The following is a 16737-nucleotide window of genomic DNA, read 5'->3' as shown; positions in this document are numbered from 1 at the left end:
ATTCGGCGAATACTATATTCGCACGATCGTTTGCGGGACACGACGAAGGAGTGGACAAGGCTCCATGAACAAGTTTCGGACGCGGCTGGCGGTGCTGTTTATCGTCCTGATCGGCTGCTCGGTGCTGTGCGCCGGCCTGTTTGTCGCCGTCATGCTGGAGAGATCGCACCTCGCCGCCTTGCAGGAAAGCATGAAGCGGGAAATCCAAATCATTCTCGCGACCGTACCGGACAGCGTCAACCAGTTTAAAAGCCGGAACGGCGCTTTTTTCGCCGAGCAGGCGGTCTATTTGAAGCAGTCGGCCGGCGCCCGCGTCACGTACATCGCCGCCGACGGAACGGTGTTCGGGGATTCCGATCTCGATCCGCGGGGGATGGACAACCATGCCGACAGGCAGGAAGTGCGGGAGGCGATGGAAAGCGGAACCGGCTATTCGAAACGGCACAGCGATTCGACCGGGGGCAACATGCTGTACGTGGCGATGGCGGTCCGGGACGGATCCGACGTCGTCGGCTATTTGCGCCTGTCGATGGGGCTCGGCGAAATCGAGAAAACGATCCGCCACCTATGGCTCGGCTTGCTCGGCGGCCTGCTCGTCGTCTTCTGCATCGCCGGCCTGATCAGCTTCCGGGTCGCCCATCAGCTGACGCGGCCGATCGATAAAATTACGCGCGTCGCGCGGCAAATTACGAAGATGAACTACAAATCGCGCGTCTACTTGCGCAACCGCGACGAAATCGGCCAGCTCGGCCAGGCGATCAATACGATGGCGGACAGCCTGCAGCAGCAAATGCACCGCATTTTGGAAAACGAAAGCCGGCTGTCCGGCGTGCTGGACAACATGGTCAGCGGGGTCGTCATGATCGACGGCGACGAGCGCATCGTGCTGATGAACCGGTCGGCCGAAGACATTCTCGGCTACGATTCGGCCGATTCGATCGGCAAACGGTACGACGGCGCCAAGCAGCCGTACGAGCTGATCCAGCTTATCAAGCATTGCATCGAGAGCGGCGAGCGCATTCGCGACGAAATCAATTTGTATTTTCCGGACGAGCGCATCGTCGAGGTGAATCTCGTTCCGATGAAGGCGGTCGAGGACGAATGGCTCGGACTCGTCATCGTGCTGCACGACATTACGGCGATTCGCAGGCTGGAGAAAATGCGCAGCGAATTCGTCGCGAACGTTTCCCACGAGCTGAAAACGCCGGTCGCGGCGGTGAAAGGGTTCGCCGAAACGCTGCTGGCCGGGGCGATGAACGATCCGGAAATCGCCAAATCGTTTTTGCAAATCATTTACGACGAAAGCGAACGGCTGAACCGGCTTATCGGCGATATTTTGGAGCTGTCCAAGGTCGAGTCGAAGCGCGTTCCGCTGCAGTTTTCCCCCGTCCATCTGAGCAGCTTCGTCGGCAAGACGCTCGATATGATGCGGTCGGCGGCGAGCAAAAAAGAAATCGGGCTCGAGATGCAGGTCGATCCGGAGCTGTATATCGAAGCGGACGAAGACCGGCTGCGGCAAATTTTCATCAATTTGCTGTCCAACGGCATCAACTATACCCCGGAAGGGGGCAAAGTGAAAGTTCAGGTCGAGGAGGTAGCCGTAGAAGGAGAGATCGAGAAAATTCGCATCGCCATTTCCGACACGGGCATCGGCATTCCGAAAAAAGATTTGCCCCGCATTTTCGAACGGTTTTACCGCGTAGACAAAGCGAGATCGCGCAGCTCCGGCGGCACCGGACTCGGCTTGTCGATCGTCAAGCATTTGGTCGAGCTGCACAAAGGGACGATTCGCGTCGAAAGCGACATCGGGCTCGGCTCCACGTTTATATTGGAGCTGCCGGTCATCCAGTCGTAATTTACACGAATTTAACATAACCTTTATGCAATCTTTACAAAGTTGTGGTAAGCTTGGAGAGCGCGAAACAAATCGCAAAGTGTCGCTGGGGGTTGCCATGCATGCAGAAACATATTCTCGTCGTCGAAGATGAACCGACGCTCGCCCGACTGCTCTCGTACAACCTGACTCAAGAAGGCTACCATACGAAATTGGTCGATCATGGCGGAGAGGGGCTGCAAGCCGCTCTCGAGCAATCGTTCGACCTGATTATACTGGATATCATGCTCCCGGGGATGAACGGCTTCGAGGTGCTGGGAAAGCTTAGACAAAAAGGCGTCAAGACGCCGGTCATCATTTTGACCGCGCGCAACGCCGAGGAAGAAGTCGTGCAAGGCTTGAAAGCCGGCGCCGACGATTACATTACGAAGCCGTTCGGAGTCGCCGAGCTGCTCGCCCGCGTTTCGGCCGTCATGCGCAGATCCGGCACCGATACGCCGCAGTTGGCCGAAGAGCCGGAGGACGGCAAAGTCATCCAGGCCGCCGATTTGAAAATATATCCGGAAAAATACGAGGTCGTCCTGAACGGCGAGCAAATTCAGCTGCGTCCGAAAGAGTTCGAGGTGCTGCTCTACTTGGTGCAGCGCCCGGGCGTCGTCGTGACGCGGGACGACTTGATGAACGTGGTTTGGGGCTTCGATTACGTCGGCGGACAGCGGACCGTGGACGTTCACGTCAGCTCGCTGCGCAAGAAGCTGGAAATGAATCAGGAGACGGTGCAAATCGATTCGATTCGCGGTCTTGGCTACAAGCTTGTCATTCATACGGGCAAAAAGTGACATTTCCCGGGAAATGGGACGGACGAATAGGTCGAACGCCGTGAGCCGTATGGAGTCCGGCAGCCGCCGTTCACCGCTCCGACCTGCACTCTTACGGAAATCGCGAGACTTCGGCCTGTCGGCAAATGTCGACAGGTTTTTTAAGCGATTCGGGAACTCGGAGGGACGGGGAACAGGGCATACGTTTGCGGGCCGCCTTTGAAGCCGTGCTGCAGCCTCGGTTTGCGCGTAAAAAAACACCGCCGGAGCGTTATTCTCCGGCGGTTTTTCCAATTTGTCATATTCGCAAAACGAAGACGGCATCTCTACGGACGATAAGCCGGCTCGGCTTTTAACGCTGCCAGATTGCGATCAGCCTTCGGATATCGGCTGTCAACTGCGTCTTGGCTTGTTCGCCGACCGCGCTTTGCAGCCCCGCGTTGGACAAATGCTTCAAGAAATCGTCCAAGCTTTTGACCGCCTGCTCGGTTCTTCCTTGCTCAAAGTGGTGAATCGCCTGCTTCAGGTTATTGTCGAGCTGGGAGAGAAGCGGCCGCTTCAGTTCGCCGGATGCTTCATAGGCGTCCATCCGTTTCCGAATGCGTTCCGGCGCCGTATGTTTCGATAAATCGACAATCATGTCGGCAACGCGGTCCCGCCATTGCCTGTATGCGGCCGGATCTTTCGTAAAGTTCCTTTCGTCCGTCGCCACCGCGCCCGCTCCGAGCAGAACGCGGGCGTCCGCCAGTACGTCTCCCGGCGCTCCCCGCGTTTCCGCTTCCCGGATTTCGTTTTCCAGCTCCTCGAGCAGGTTGTAATCCTCCATGCCGTCCCGGAAATTTTGCAGCCGCTGCGAAGCGAGCGGTCCTTCCGGGCCCGGGTAATACAGCGAGCCGTCCCCGTCCGCGTTCGGATACGTGCGCGGATCCCAATGGCTCAAAACGCCGTCGCTCATCGGGGCCCGGCCGATCCAGCGGTTGATGTTGTAGTACAGGAAGCCGTCCAATTGAAGCTTGTGCGACAACGGTCCGAGCAGGACGCGGGTATCGCTCGGCAAGTAGCCGTTAAACCAGTTCGGATTCGGCGATTTGACGCTGACGTGCAAGTACCAGTACACCAGATCGCCCCGCTCCTGGGCGGTTTGCCGGGCGGTATGGTCGATGGCCTCGACGCCGGGGACCCAAATGTCGATCATGCCCGCCAAGCCGGATTGGGCGCCGAGCGTCCGATCCAAGTACGTCGACATGACCGGCACGTTCGGAAAACGCGCCTTCAATTGCCGAAGGATTTCTTTGACGAGACGGTTATACTCGGAGCGGGTTTCGTCGAAGCCGTAGATGTAGGCTTTATGGGCCAGTCCGGCTTTCTCGTATTCAACCATCGCGGCGCCGATCGTATTCAGAAGCGAATCGATGCGGGGCTGCCACGTTTCCGGTTTCCCCAGATCGAACCCGACGCGGGGATCGATGTACAGAACGTTGAACTGGCGCAGGCCCCATTTGCTCTCGATTCGTTTCAATTCTTCGACCGTAGGCGGCGTATTCCGGTAAATCAGGTCCGGTTCGATTTTGAACGTTTCCAAAAAGTCGAAATAGACGTTCTTCATCCGCTCCATTTCCGCGGGGTCCGTAATGCCGTATGTCGCGTAAAAGCTTTGCGGGTTCGTCGTCATGGACGTGGCCAGCTTCGGCCGGTCGTCCAGCTCGATCGGCCATACGTCAACCTGCAGATCGAGCGATTGAGCGGGCAGCCCGTTCGCCCGGAACGCGATGCTTGCGCGGTATTTGCCGGGAGGAAGAAGCGGGCTCGCATACAGCTCGATCCAATACGGCTGCATCGTCCCGGCAGGCACATCGACTTCGGCAAGATCCGAACGAATCGGATCCGGCGTCCAGCCGTAGTAGCTGCCCGGGCTGTTCGCCGAAGCCGGGATCGAATATTGGCCGGTCGGTTTGACATTCACCGAACCGAGCGGAGCGACGTCAACGCGGAGCATCGACGCCGGTACGGCATCGCCGTTCGGTCCCGAAACGGCCGCGACTCGGGCGTTTACGCCGGCAAGCGGTTCGCCGTACGGCATCACGACGGCCTGGATGCTCTCGTATTCGCCTTGGGCGAGCGAGACGGCCGCAGGTTCGGCCCTGCATAGGCAAGGCAGATCGAGCGGATAGACGAGCGCCATGGAATCGGCGGTCGCGAGTCCGAAGCCGCCGCCGGGCTGCGCATGCCGGACTTCGGCGAAGTTCGTAAACCGTTTTATTTCCCATATCCGTTTGCCGGCTTCCGCCACCAAGGCGGCGGATGTCGCATAGTCGATGTCCGGCTGCCGGCTGCGCTCCCTCAGCGACTGAAGCGCGTTTGCGAGCTCCGTCGACCGGGCGCGCAAGTACAGATCCGCCGGGGCGCCGCCGGGAAGAAGCTTGGCGTTCGCGGCGTTCAGCAAGCTTTGCGCCGCGTCCAGGTCGGCTTCGACGCGTTGAACGTTTTCCGCAATCAAGTCGAGAAACAGTACGATTTGCGCGGGGAGCAGATCGTACCCGGCCGAATCGGCATGCTTGCCCGCTCCTTGCAATTTCAACACGCGCTTTCCGGCCGCAAGCGGCTTGGATACGACGAGCTCGGTACGCCCCCCGTCCGGGCCGTAAAAATCGATTTCCCCGATCGGTTCGCCGTCCAGCAGCACATGGGCTCGACCTCCGGAAGGCGAAGCGGCGCCCGCCAGCCGAATGTCGTAAAATCCGGCCGCTGCAACCGGCAGCTCGTACTCGACGAATTGTCCGGGCCGGACGTTTGTCAGGAGCAGCGCTTCGCCCGCCGTTCCGGACTCGACGCCCGGCGAACGCGACAATTCCGTCAACGCCGCAAACGGCGTCGAAGTCGGCTCGATCGTCAAGGAAGCGTCGTCATAATAAGCGACGCCTTTATTGGACGCGTTTTGATACAACAATACGGTCGCCGTGACCGCGTTTGCGGGGGCGGCCAGCGACGCCTCCATTTTCGTCCACGCTGCGGGGATCGATTGGCCGGTTGTTTTCACGCCGATTCGGACGTTGTTCCGATCCCAAAACTCCAAATACAGCTGGGAGCCGCCGCTTTCGTTATACGAATAAACGGAAGCCTTGTACGCGATTCCGGGCTTAACGGCGATTTTCGAGCTGCGCAGCCCGTTGCCGACGAGATTGTTCGTCAGCTTCACGGCGTACGATCCGCTGTACACCGTATTCGTCACGGATTGATAGGTTGACGTGTTGAACATGACCCAGTCGGACGGCTTTCCTCCGGACACCTGCTCGAAGCCGGGATTGGCGACCAGGTTGGCCGAAGCGGCATAAGAGGTCGCGGACGGGGAGACCGTCTCCCGGGCATCGTCGGCGAAGGCGACGACGGCGAACGCAAACGCGTCGAACAGCAGACTTGCAAGCAGGGTCCAAATGAAAGGGCGACGATAGCGTCCCGAAATCCGCGCCGAGCTTTGCCGATCGAATTTCGTCATCATGCGCTCACATCCTTTCGATTCTATTGTAGAAAGCGATTACAAAAAAGAGGATAGCATGTATTGAATCAATATAATGTACATTTATTATTTTTTATAAGACAGTTCCGACACAAGGCGCTTCCATGGGAGACGGACCGATCCGGGCGAATGCGCATATAGATGAACGAAACGGTTCGATCGACGGGAGGAAAACGACTTGTATTGGGTAACGCCGTATTGGATTCGCGCGGAGTTCGTTCCGGTTTGGATGACGAGCATGCGCCAGGCGATCGACATGATCGGGGAGGCGGCGAAAGGCGAACGGAACGACGAGTTGTTTTACGACGATTTGATCAAGCTTGCCCCGTCGGAGGACGCCGCGAAGATCGAAGCGATCCGCGACGATGAACGCGTTCATAGCCGAATGTTCCGGGAGATGTACAAGGATTTGACCGGTCGGCCGATGGCGGGCGCCGGCGAAGGGACGCACGAGAAGCCGAAAACGTATGCGGAAGGGCTGCGGCGCGCGCTGGAGGGCGAATTGTCGGCGGTCGAGCGTTACCGAAACATTTGGTTCGGGCTGCCCGCCGGCATTTACAAAGATACGGTGTTCGGCATTATGTTGGATGAGCTGAAGCACGCGAGCACCTGCAATTATTTATTGTCGGAGCATCGGACGAACTCGTGATGGGAATAACACATTATTTATGTTATGATGACATCTATTATGTGTTATGTTGTCGATAAGGGAGGAGAACGGGTGTCCGATCCGAAAACGAAGCGCTTGACTGTCTATTTGCCCGACCGCGTCAAAAGCGACTTGAGCGCGATGGCCGAACAGACCGGGCTGTCGATGACCCAGCTGATCGTGATGGCGACTCACGGCATGCTCGCGCATTACAAAGCGGCGGGAGGGGCGATTTTCGCCGGCTTGATCGATGCGGGAGGCCATGCCGCGAACGCGAACGCGAATGCGAACGCATTTGGCGCCAGGCTGGACGCGATCGCGCGGGACGCGAGCGACCTGCAGCGCTATTACGGCGCCAGAGCGAGCGAATACGAGTCGGTATACGAGCGGGACGATCCCGGCTATCGGGAGGAGCTCGCCCATTTGTCGGCGCGGATCGTTCAAACCGTCCGAAACCGGTCCGTGCTCGAGCTCGCTTGCGGCACCGGCTATTGGACGGAAAAGGCGGCCGGGGCGGCAAGCCGTATCGTCGGCGTGGACATCCGTCCGGAGGTGATCGAAATCGCCGAGAGCAAGCGGCTCCCCGGGACGGTCCGGTTCATGATCGGCGACGCGTACAAGCCGGAGTCGATACCGGGACAGTTCGACGCCGCGCTCGCCTGCTTCTGGCTGTCGCACGTCCCGAAAAACAAGCTGTCCGATTTTCTCGCCCGCCTTCATGCCCGGCTCGGCAGCGGCGCGGCCGTCTTTATGGCGGATAACGTCTATGTGGAAGGCCGGGGCGGCCCGCTGATCGTCAAGGAGGACGCCGAAGATACGTACAAGCTGCGCACGCTTGCGGACGGAACGCAGCATGAAATCGTCAAAAACTACTACACCGAGCGGGAGCTGCGGGAGCTGTTCGAGCCGGTTTCCCGCCATTTGACCGTATTCGCGGGCGGCAGCTTCTGGTTCGTCAGCTATACGACGAGATGAGCGGCCCGGCGTTCAGCTCCTCCCGTTCCGGGCGGTCGTACGGCCGATTCGCAGCTCTCCCTGAATGCGGATATGCTCGTACGGGAGCGTCGGGTTCGCGATGCGCCACAGCATGCGGTCGGCCGCCCGGTAGCCCGACTCGCGAATCGGCAGCAGCGGCATCGTGAAAGGCGGCAGCGATGCGGGCTGCTCGTTCAGCAGGCCGATCATCGACAGATCGTCGGGGATGCGCAGCCCCATATCCGAGCATAGCCGGTATACGCCGGCGACTTCGCCGTCGATCCCGCAGACGATCGCCGTGGGGGTGAATCGCTCCAATTTCTCCCGAAGCTCCTCGAGCCACGAGGACGTATGTTCTCCGATCGAGTGGGCGGACGGCTCGACCTCGAGGCGGAATTCGTTCATCGCGTGAACGAACGCCTGCCAGCGCAGCAAATAGCCTCGTTGGCGGTGCGTGTCCCCGACATACATGATCCGGACGTGGCCGATCGAACGAAGGTAGGCGACGGCCTGATACGTCGCTTCGTACAAATCCCAGACGACGCTGTCCACCTTGGCGCCGAGCGGCGGGAAATTGAGCAATATTTTCGGTACGGGCAGCGCGAGCAGCTTCGGCTCCCACTCCTTCGGCATGATGCTGGCCGCTACGAACAGCCCGTCCGCGTATTCGAGGCCGCTGCGCTCGATCCAGTCGTTCATCGCTTTTTCCGTCGCGACCGAAGGGGGGATCATCACCTCGATCTGGTGGCCGAACGCGGCGAACCGCTCGTGAAGACCTTCCAGCAAAAGCCGCAAAAACCCCGAGGAATGCGACGTTTGGAGGAGCACGAACCTTTTGCGCTCGAGCGGGTACGGAATAATACGGTCCGCGCGCAGGCTGCGAATTTGCTCCTTCGTAAAGTAGCCGAGCCGTTCCGCCGTTTGGACGACGAGCTGGCGGGTCGCCTCGGACATGCCGGGCCGGCCTTTGAGCGCCTTGGACACGGTTTGGACGGTTAAACCGAGCTCCGCGGCGATCGTGCGAAGCGTAACGGATTTGACGACGGGCATGCTGCTTATCACCTCGGCGATCGAAGTCGTATAAGCATCGTACCACGTTTGCGCGCGCATTGGGAACCGCCGACGGGGCATCTTCGGAGAAAGCGCTGTTCCAGGCGGAATTGTTGCCGCTGCAGCTTTTTTCATGAAACTAAAGTTAAACTGGAAGCGGTCCGCAGGTCGCCTATAATGGGTAAAAGAAACAATGCGCGCCATGACCAAGCTTTCTCCCGGCAGCGGTGCAAAACTGCCGGGCCGGGGAAAGAAACCGTACTGCGCATTAGGAAGGTGCAACCATGACGAAGTTGAAAGCGGAAGTGATCGTTTACGGAGCGACGCCGGCGGGCATCGGAGCGGCCATCGCGGCGGCCCGGCGCGGCAGGCGTACGCTGCTGCTCGAGCCGTCGGCGTTTATCGGCGGACTGATGACGAGCGGCCTGGGAGAGACGGACATCCGATCCGTCGACACGTCGGGCTCGATTTTCGGACAATTTCTGGAGCTTATTTACAACCATTACGTCACCGTATACGGGGAGCATTCGCGGCAGGTCCGGGAATGCAGCGGCGGACTTCGCTTCGAGCCGTCCGTGGCGCGGCGCGTGATGCGTCAGCTGCTGGAACGGGAGCCGAACATCGACGTTCACCTGCAGCGCGAGCTGACCGGCGCGGAGACGGAGGGAGGCCGGATCGTTCGCGTCAACGTCGTACAGATCGGGACGGGGGCGAGCGCGACATACGAGGCCGGGCAGTTCGTCGACGCGACGTACGAAGGGGATTTGGCCGCCATGGCGGGCGTCCCGTACCGGCTCGGACGCGAATCCCGCGACGAGTGGAACGAGGAATTCGCCGGCAAGCTGTACTGCGAGTACCGGACGAAGGAGGTGCTGCCCGGCAGCACCGGCGAAGGGGACGGGCTGCTGCAGGCGTACAATTTCCGGCTGTGCATGACCGACGATCCGGCCAACCGCGTTCCGTTCGCCAAGCCGGACAACTACGACCGCGGCGAGTATGCGAGCCTGATCGGCGATATCGCCGCGGGGCGGCTGCAATCGTTCGGCGACGTCGTCAAGCTGTCGCGCATTCCGAACGGCAAGACCGATACGAACAACCATCACAACTGCCAGCTTTCGACCGATTTGCCCGAAGAAAATCTCGAATATCCGGAAGGGAGCCGGGACGTGCGCGAGCGGATCGCGCGGCGGCATCGGGAGTACATTCAAGGGCTGCTCTGGTTTTTGCAGCACGACGAGGCGCTGCCCGCGCCGTTTCGCGAAGAGGCGCTGCGGTGGGGCTACGCGGCCGACGAATTCCCGGAAACGGACCATTTCCCGCCGCAGCTGTACGTCCGGGAAGCGCGGCGGATCGTCGGCGCGTATACGTTCACGGAAAACGACGCCAGGCTCGCCCCGGGGCTGCAGCGGTCGCCGATTCACCGCGACAGCATCGCCACCGGCGACTATGCGATCGATTCCCACGCGACCCGGAAACGGGAGGCGATCGGGCAAAATCGCGCGCTCGAAGGCTTTCTCGGCTTCGGGGCGCTGACCGAGGTGTACCAAATTCCGTTCGGCGTCATGGTGCCGGAGACGGTGCCGAACTTGCTCGTGCCGGTCGCCGTATCCGCCACGCATATGGGCTTCGGCACGATCCGGATGGAGCCGTTCTGGATGCAGCTCGGCTTTGCCGCCGGCGCGGCGTCGTCGCTCTGCCTGGAGACCGGCGAGCCGGTGCAGCGGGTTTGCGTCGACCGGCTGCAGGACGAGCTGATCGAGGCGGGGCAGCTCATCACGTATTTTCGCGACGTCCGGCCGGACCATGCGGCGCATCCGGCGCTGCAATATTTCGGCACGAAGTCGTTTTTCACCGGCTACGAGGCGAAGCCGGACGAAGCGTGCACCGTCGCCGACGCCTCGCTGTGGCTCGGTCTCGCCCGGGGGCTGCCGGGCGGGGCGAAGCTGCCGCCGCTGCCGGCGACGGACCGGATCGCGCCGGCGGGAGTCGACATCGGTCCGCGCAAGCTGGCGGAGGAGCCGCCGTACCGCGACTATTGGGCGGCGAAGCCAAACTTGCCGCGCTCCATGGCGGCGCGATGGCTCGGCGCGGCTTGCCGTTCGCTTGGGGTCAGCCGCCCCAATCCGTTCGAAGGCGAAGAAGGCATCGTCTCCAGAGGCGACTATTTGACCGTTCTTTACGACCTATTGAAGCTTTCGCGAAAAAAGTGACGCCGTACGACAAGCGGGGAGCGAGCAATTGTTCGGCCGAACGAACCCGAATTACCAAGGCAAAAACGAGAGGCGCGGCGATCAGCGCCGCGGCCGAGCATCCGGAGAAGATCGTCAGATGGCTCGATTACGCGTACGGCGAAGCCGGAAATTTGCTGTTCAATTTCGGCACAGAAAATGTCAGCTACAAACTAGAGAACGGGTATCCCAAATGAACCGAGCTGATTACGAACAACCCCGAGAAGCTGAGCGTTAGCCATGCGTTGGCCCGATATTCCCACGGTACGTTTTCCGGGCCTTTCGTTTATGACAAGCGGTTTGCGGAGCAGTATACGAGTAGGCCGGAACAGAAGCAGGCGATCGCGGCATGGATGAAGGCCGATCATTCGAAGCTGGTGCCGCCGACCACTCCGACTTCGGAAGAAAGCGAGAAAATCGCTTCGATCATGAACGATGTCAACACGTATTACGACGAAATGGTAAACAAGTTCATCATGGGCGTGGAGCCGCTGGACCGTTTCGACGATTTCGTCGCCGCCGTCCGCCGGATGGGCATCGACGAGGCCGTCCGGCTGAAGCAGGCCGCTTTCGACCGGTTCGTTCGAAGATAGCCGTTCATACTTTTTTAACATTTCGATCATAAAGCATCATCGTTCGATCATACTTTGCTCATTTCTCCCCTGTATACTAAGGGCATGTCAGGACGCAAGGCCGACTCCGGCAGTCCGGACTTTCCGAAAGCGGACGCTTTCGAAAAGCAAACTTTGCTTCGCGCAAAGTTCACGGGAGGAGATTGACAATGAACAAAAAGTTGTCCATGGCTCTATTGATCGGCGTGATCGGCGCCGCGATGCTGACGGGTTGTTCCGGGGGGGCCGATCCGACGCTGAGCCCGGATTCGGGCGGAAGCTCGACGAGCGGTTCGTCCGGCGGCAGCAAAAGCGGCTCGACGGATACATCCAAGTCCGGAAGCTCCGGTTCGACCGGTTCGAGCAGCTCTACCGGATCTTCGGGCTCCACGGGTTCGTCCGGATCTTCCGGTTCGACGGGTTCGACCGGCTCCTCGGGATCGTCTTCCGGTTCGTCCGGCTCGACAGGCTCCTCCGGCTCTTCGAGCAGCTCCGGCGGCGCCGGATCGTCTAGCACGGGTTCGACGGGTTCGTCGTCCGGCAGCACGACGGCTCCGAAATAAGCGCAGCCGCGCAGCCTTTTGACAACGGGCTTTTGGCCCTCGCGCGGAAACGCTGCCCAGCCAGTCCGAAAAGCTTCGCTCGGAAGCTTTTCCAGCAACCTTTGCTATCCCGCTCAACCTCGATATATGGCGGTTCGAATCGCTTCTGCAAGCGATCCGGGCCGCCCTTTTTTTGCTTCATTTTTCCGTTTGGCGGCGGCATCTTATCGAATTCTAATCTGCAAAGCTTAAAATTGTCCGCATTTTTCATTACAATGGTAGGGAGGTGATCGAAGCGATGAACCGTTTGAAAGTGCTCGTAGCCGACGACGATCCGAACGTGAGGGAAATCTTGCGCATTTTTTTCCAAAGCCATCAGTACGATTTGCTGGAAGCCGAAAACGGCGCGGAAGCGGTTCAGCTCGTGGAGTCGGAGGACCCGGATATCGTCATCCTCGACGTGATGATGCCGGTCATGGACGGGTTTACGGCTTGCCGGGAAATATTGAAGAAGCGGGACGTCCCGATCATTATGCTGACCGCCAAGGGCGACGAGTTCGACCGCGTGCTCGGGCTCGAGCTGGGCGCCGACGATTACGTGACGAAGCCGTTCAGTCCGAGGGAGCTCATGTCCCGGATCAAGGCGATATTTCGCCGCATGCAGCGGAAGGCGGGGATCGAGGAGGAAAGCCGGACCGCGGTTTACGATTTCGGGGAGCTGACGATCGACCCGGAGCGCCGGGAAGTCGTCGTGAACGGCGAGAGATGCCCGTTCCGCCCGAAGGAGTTCGACCTGCTCGTCCATCTCGCCAAATCGCCGGGAACGGTGTTTTCGCGGGAGCAGCTGCTCGAGCAGGTATGGGGCTACGATTTTTACGGCGATATCCGCACCGTGGACGTGCACGTCAAGAAGCTGCGCGAAAAGCTGGCCGATCTGAAGCGCGGGTACATTCATACGGTGTGGGGGGTCGGCTATAAATTCGAGGCGGTGACGAGCGATGCTGCAGGCGATTAACAAAAGCATTTTCCGCCGGCTGCTGGTCGGGTATTTGCTTACGGTGCTGCTCGGGCTCGGCGTCGTCGGCCTCATGATCTCGTTTTTGGCCAAAGGGTACATTTACGACAGCACGCAGGAGGAGCTGCTTCGCAAGGCGAAAAAAATCAATTTGGCGATTCAGGATACGCACGTCGTCGACCAATCGGTCGAGTCGATGCTCGTCTTTTTCGATCAAACGTTCGATGCGCGCATTTGGATATTCGACGAAAACGGCAAAATCATCGCCACGTCGACGAAGGACGAAGTGTTTATCGGCAAGTCGGTCGCCGCGTCCATCGCCAAAAAAGTCGCCGGCGGCGGCACGGCGATCAGCGAGCTGTCGGTCGAAGGGCTGACGCAGCCGATGCTGTCCGTCGCCGTCCCTTGGGGGAAAGACAACCGGATATACGGCGGCATCGTGCTCCATTCGCCGGTCAACGGCATTCAGGAGACGGTCAGCCAAATTCGCGAAACGATTTTATGGGGAACGCTGTTCGGCGTGCTCATCTCCACCGCGATGGTCTCTTATTTATCGTGGTCGATTTCCCGGCCGCTGCAGCAGATCGACCGCGCCGCCTCGGAAATCGGCATGGGCAACTACGCGAAGCGGATCGAGATCGACTCGACCGACGAAATCGGCGATTTGGCGCAGACGATCAATTCGATGGCGGGCAAGCTCGAGCTGACCGAACGGGACCGGAGCAAGGCGGAGCAAATCCGCACCGAATTTTTGGCCAACGTCTCGCACGAGCTGCGGACGCCGCTGACCGCGATGCAAGGTTTTTTGGAAGCTTTGCAGGACGGGCTCATCGACGAGGAGCGCCGCCAGTCGTATTACGACATCATGATGCAGGAGACGCTGCACATGAACCGGCTGCTGGACGATCTGACGATGCTCGACAAGCTGAAAAACGACGAAATCCGGCTGTCGCTTCATCCGACCGACGTTTGTTCGTTTTTGCGCAACGCGGCGATCAAATTCGAGACGATCGCGGCCGCCAAGCGGCTGGAGCTGCGCGTCGATTGCCCTTCCGGGCTGCCGCCGGTTTACGCCGATCACGACCGGCTGGAGCAAATCGTCAGCAACGTGGTCAACAACGCGATCAAGTTTACGGAGCGGGGAACGGTCCGGCTAACCGCCCGGCAGCGCGGCGCCAGCATCGAATTCGTCGTGGCCGACACCGGCATCGGCATTTCCCCGGCGGATCAGGATCTTATTTGGGAACGGTTTTTCAAAGCCGACCGGGGGCGGGCGAGCAACAAAAAAGGGACCGGGCTCGGGCTGGCGATCGTCAAGGAGCTCGTCGAGCTGCACGGCGGGTCGATCGGGGTCGACAGCGAGCCGGGGCGAGGGACGACGTTTACGATCCGTTTGCCGGCCGCCGCCGCGGGGTAAGCAATGCATGCGAAAAAGGCCGAATCCGGCTGCGGCGTTGTGCCGGCCGACGGCCGTGCATGGGGCGGAGCGCGACGAGGCGAGGCGCGTTCGTCGCGGCCGGCAGGCAAGTTGCGAAATAGCGGAATCGCGGTTAATCGCGGTACGCTATTAGGCGCCGACCGGTGTCCGCGAACGGCAATAAAGGAACGGAGTTCCGCTATCGGCCGGTATTGTTGCGGTTTTGCCGCAGCCTGTGCGTCCATAGCGGAACGAAGTTCCTTTATTTATGGGAAATGACGGGAAATACCGATGTTAGCGGAACCTGGTTCCGTAAACGCAGCCGTCATGGACCGACACGTCTCCCCGCATCCGCCCTTCGCGTGACGTTTATGGGACAGCCGCTCAAAAAGGAGCGCTGTTCGGATCGATGTCGATCCGTCCGTCCCGGTCCAAATCGGTATCGTCGCCGCTCTCGTCGTCGACTCTCATGCCGAGTCGCTCGTGGGGAGCCGTATCGGCTTCGGTTCGCTGCACGTCTTCCCGGCGTTTGTCGCGCTTTTCCATCGTTTCCCTCCTTCCCTTTCTGACCTTTAGCATATCCGAAACGGGCGGATGTATACGGTTCGGACCGGTTCGGGTTCCCGGCTCCGTACGGCGCTCCGCCGAGCGTGCGGTTGCGTTGCTGAAACATTGCGGCCTTGCCGAACGTAAAGAGAGAGAAGCAGCATGCACCGAGGCTGGAAACAAAACGGAACCGGAGGGATCGGCGATGCGGGACGACATGAACCGGAAGCTGGAACAAGCGAACGAGAGCCGGCAGCAAAAGCTGAAATGGGAGCGGAGACTTCGCGAGACCGAGACGCGCATCCGCGAGCTGCAGCGAACGATTCCCGGGCTGGAGCTCCGCCTGGAGCGGGAACAGCGCGACGTGGAACAGTTGATGAAGCTGTCGCTCGTCAACTTGTTCCATACGATATTGCGGAGCAAGGACGAGCAGCTCGAGCTGGAGCGTCAGCAGGCGCTTCACGCCGCCCTGAAGCTGCAGGAGGCGAAGGAGCAGCTCGCCGAGCTGGAGCGGGAGCACGCCGAGGCGGGCGCGGCGCTCGCGGACGTGCGGCTCGCCGACGACGAATATGCGGCGCTGCTGCGCGAGAAGGAAGCGATGCTGCAGGCGCATTCGCCGGAGACGGCCCGCCTTCTGGACGGGCTGGAGCGGGATGCGGCGGACAGCGCCGCGAAGCTGAGCGAGCTGCGGGAAGCCGTCTCGGCGGGCGGAGCCGCGCTGTCGCTGCTGAGGCGCGCGGAGGCGAGCATGGGCAAGGCCGAAGGCTGGGGGACGTGGGATATGATCGGCGGCGGCACGATCAGCACGTACGTCAAGCACGGCCATATCGACGACGCCCGCCAGACGGTGCAGCAGGCGCAGCGCAAGCTGAGGCTGTTCGAGAAGGAGCTGGCCGACCTCGGCCGGCATTCGGCGCTTCGCATCGATATCGGCGGCGGTCTCGAGTTCGCCGACTATTTTTTCGACGGTCTCATCGCGGACTGGATCGTGCAGGGCAAAATCGAACGGTCGCTCGGCCATATTCGGTCCGTCCGGACGAAGATGGAGACGATCGTCGCCGGACTGGAGCGGGAGCTGGCCGCGGAGGAAGCGACGCTCGCGTCGCTTCGAACACGGAGAACGTCGCTGATCGAGAAAGCTTGAGCGGGGAGAGAGGCGCATGGCGGCATCGCCGGATCGGGGAAGCCGCCCGGCACGCCCGGCGGCCCCTGTCGCGGCCCGCTGATAAAGCCGGCCATTCTTCCAGTATGTCCTGCGGTTACGTTGGTTGTGTCAGCCTTGGGCGTTCCTCATGCTGGTGCCGGTTAATGCGTCGTTCCTCCTGCCACGTGGGTTCCTCTACCACGTGGGTTCTGTATGCGTGCGCTCCACACCAACGACGACTGTCAGCTGGCCGTTAGGTCGGAACTGAGCTAACGAATCACAGTATCGTTATTTGCGGCAAATCTTCAATATGTTTCGCGCAACGAAATGTTTCGCGCAACGAATCGAGACGACCTTATTTTGCGAAAACGATCATTGCTTCACGCATTTCGAG

Annotated in this window: 13 protein-coding genes; 9 read left to right on the top strand and 4 right to left on the bottom strand. The window is 60.2% G+C overall.

Translation table 11 applies throughout. The annotated features are described in order from the left end of the window. Window positions 1–64 precede the first annotated feature (64 nt). Together pnpS and PV407_RS11550 are read left to right on the top strand one after the other, a co-directional pair. The gene (gene pnpS, locus PV407_RS11555; RefSeq protein ID WP_332090070.1) at window positions 65–1855 is read left to right on the top strand and encodes a two-component system histidine kinase PnpS; all 1791 of its coding nucleotides are present in this window, start codon (window positions 65–67) and stop codon (window positions 1853–1855) included. Between the two features lie 101 nt (window positions 1856–1956). Next, window positions 1957–2673, top strand: a complete 717-nt coding sequence (locus PV407_RS11550) for a response regulator transcription factor (protein WP_332090069.1) — start codon at window positions 1957–1959, stop codon at window positions 2671–2673. Between the two features lie 331 nt (window positions 2674–3004). Here the strand turns inward: PV407_RS11550 and PV407_RS11545 are convergent, their stop codons facing one another. After that, window positions 3005–6148 (bottom strand): FIMAH domain-containing protein, encoded by a 3144-nt coding sequence (locus PV407_RS11545; RefSeq protein ID WP_332090068.1) that lies wholly within the window; start codon window positions 6146–6148, stop codon window positions 3005–3007. Between the two features lie 196 nt (window positions 6149–6344). Here PV407_RS11545 and PV407_RS11540 point away from each other — a divergent pair, with 196 nt between their 5' ends. Then, window positions 6345–6815, top strand: coding sequence for a ferritin-like domain-containing protein (locus PV407_RS11540; RefSeq protein WP_332090067.1), 471 nt, complete (start codon window positions 6345–6347; stop codon window positions 6813–6815). 72 nt (window positions 6816–6887) lie between these two features. Then, window positions 6888–7790, top strand: a complete 903-nt coding sequence (locus tag PV407_RS11535; protein ID WP_332090066.1) for a class I SAM-dependent methyltransferase — start codon at window positions 6888–6890, stop codon at window positions 7788–7790. Between the two features lie 12 nt (window positions 7791–7802). Here PV407_RS11535 and PV407_RS11530 read toward each other — a convergent pair whose 3' ends face one another. Further along, the gene (locus tag PV407_RS11530; protein WP_332090065.1) at window positions 7803–8900 is read right to left on the bottom strand and encodes a LacI family DNA-binding transcriptional regulator; all 1098 of its coding nucleotides are present in this window, start codon (window positions 8898–8900) and stop codon (window positions 7803–7805) included. Window positions 8901–9124: 224 nt separating this feature from the next. On the opposite strand from PV407_RS11530, the gene PV407_RS11525 reads away from it, so the two are divergent. Continuing rightward, window positions 9125–11050, top strand: coding sequence for an FAD-dependent oxidoreductase (locus PV407_RS11525; RefSeq protein ID WP_332090064.1), 1926 nt, complete (start codon window positions 9125–9127; stop codon window positions 11048–11050). A 263-nt stretch (window positions 11051–11313) separates the two neighbouring features. Beyond that, window positions 11314–11661 (top strand): hypothetical protein, encoded by a 348-nt coding sequence (locus PV407_RS11520; RefSeq protein ID WP_332090063.1) that lies wholly within the window; start codon window positions 11314–11316, stop codon window positions 11659–11661. Between the two features lie 169 nt (window positions 11662–11830). Here the strand turns inward: PV407_RS11520 and PV407_RS11515 are convergent, their stop codons facing one another. Then, window positions 11831–12340, bottom strand: coding sequence for a hypothetical protein (locus PV407_RS11515; RefSeq protein ID WP_332090062.1), 510 nt, complete (start codon window positions 12338–12340; stop codon window positions 11831–11833). Between the two features lie 179 nt (window positions 12341–12519). On the opposite strand from PV407_RS11515, the gene PV407_RS11510 reads away from it, so the two are divergent. Both PV407_RS11510 and PV407_RS11505 read left to right on the top strand, forming a co-directional pair. Continuing rightward, window positions 12520–13236, top strand: a complete 717-nt coding sequence (locus tag PV407_RS11510; RefSeq protein WP_332090061.1) for a response regulator transcription factor — start codon at window positions 12520–12522, stop codon at window positions 13234–13236. Then, complete coding sequence (locus PV407_RS11505) at window positions 13220–14653, top strand: sensor histidine kinase (RefSeq protein WP_332090060.1); 1434 nt, start codon at window positions 13220–13222, stop codon at window positions 14651–14653. The genes PV407_RS11510 and PV407_RS11505 overlap by 17 nt, the downstream gene beginning before the upstream one ends. A 384-nt stretch (window positions 14654–15037) precedes the next feature. Here the strand turns inward: PV407_RS11505 and PV407_RS11500 are convergent, their stop codons facing one another. Next, complete coding sequence (locus tag PV407_RS11500) at window positions 15038–15199, bottom strand: hypothetical protein (RefSeq protein WP_332090059.1); 162 nt, start codon at window positions 15197–15199, stop codon at window positions 15038–15040. A 205-nt stretch (window positions 15200–15404) separates the two neighbouring features. Between PV407_RS11500 and PV407_RS11495 the strand changes: the two genes are divergently transcribed. After that, complete coding sequence (locus PV407_RS11495; RefSeq protein ID WP_332090058.1) at window positions 15405–16343, top strand: hypothetical protein; 939 nt, start codon at window positions 15405–15407, stop codon at window positions 16341–16343. The last annotated feature ends 394 nt before the right edge of the window (window positions 16344–16737 follow it).

The sequence above is a fragment of the Paenibacillus sp. GYB003 genome, from assembly GCF_036577625.1.
Taxonomy (GTDB): domain Bacteria; phylum Bacillota; class Bacilli; order Paenibacillales; family NBRC-103111; genus Paenibacillus_AB.
The sequence above is the reverse complement of the archived record's forward strand: the minus strand, read 5'-3'. Positions and strand labels throughout refer to the sequence as shown.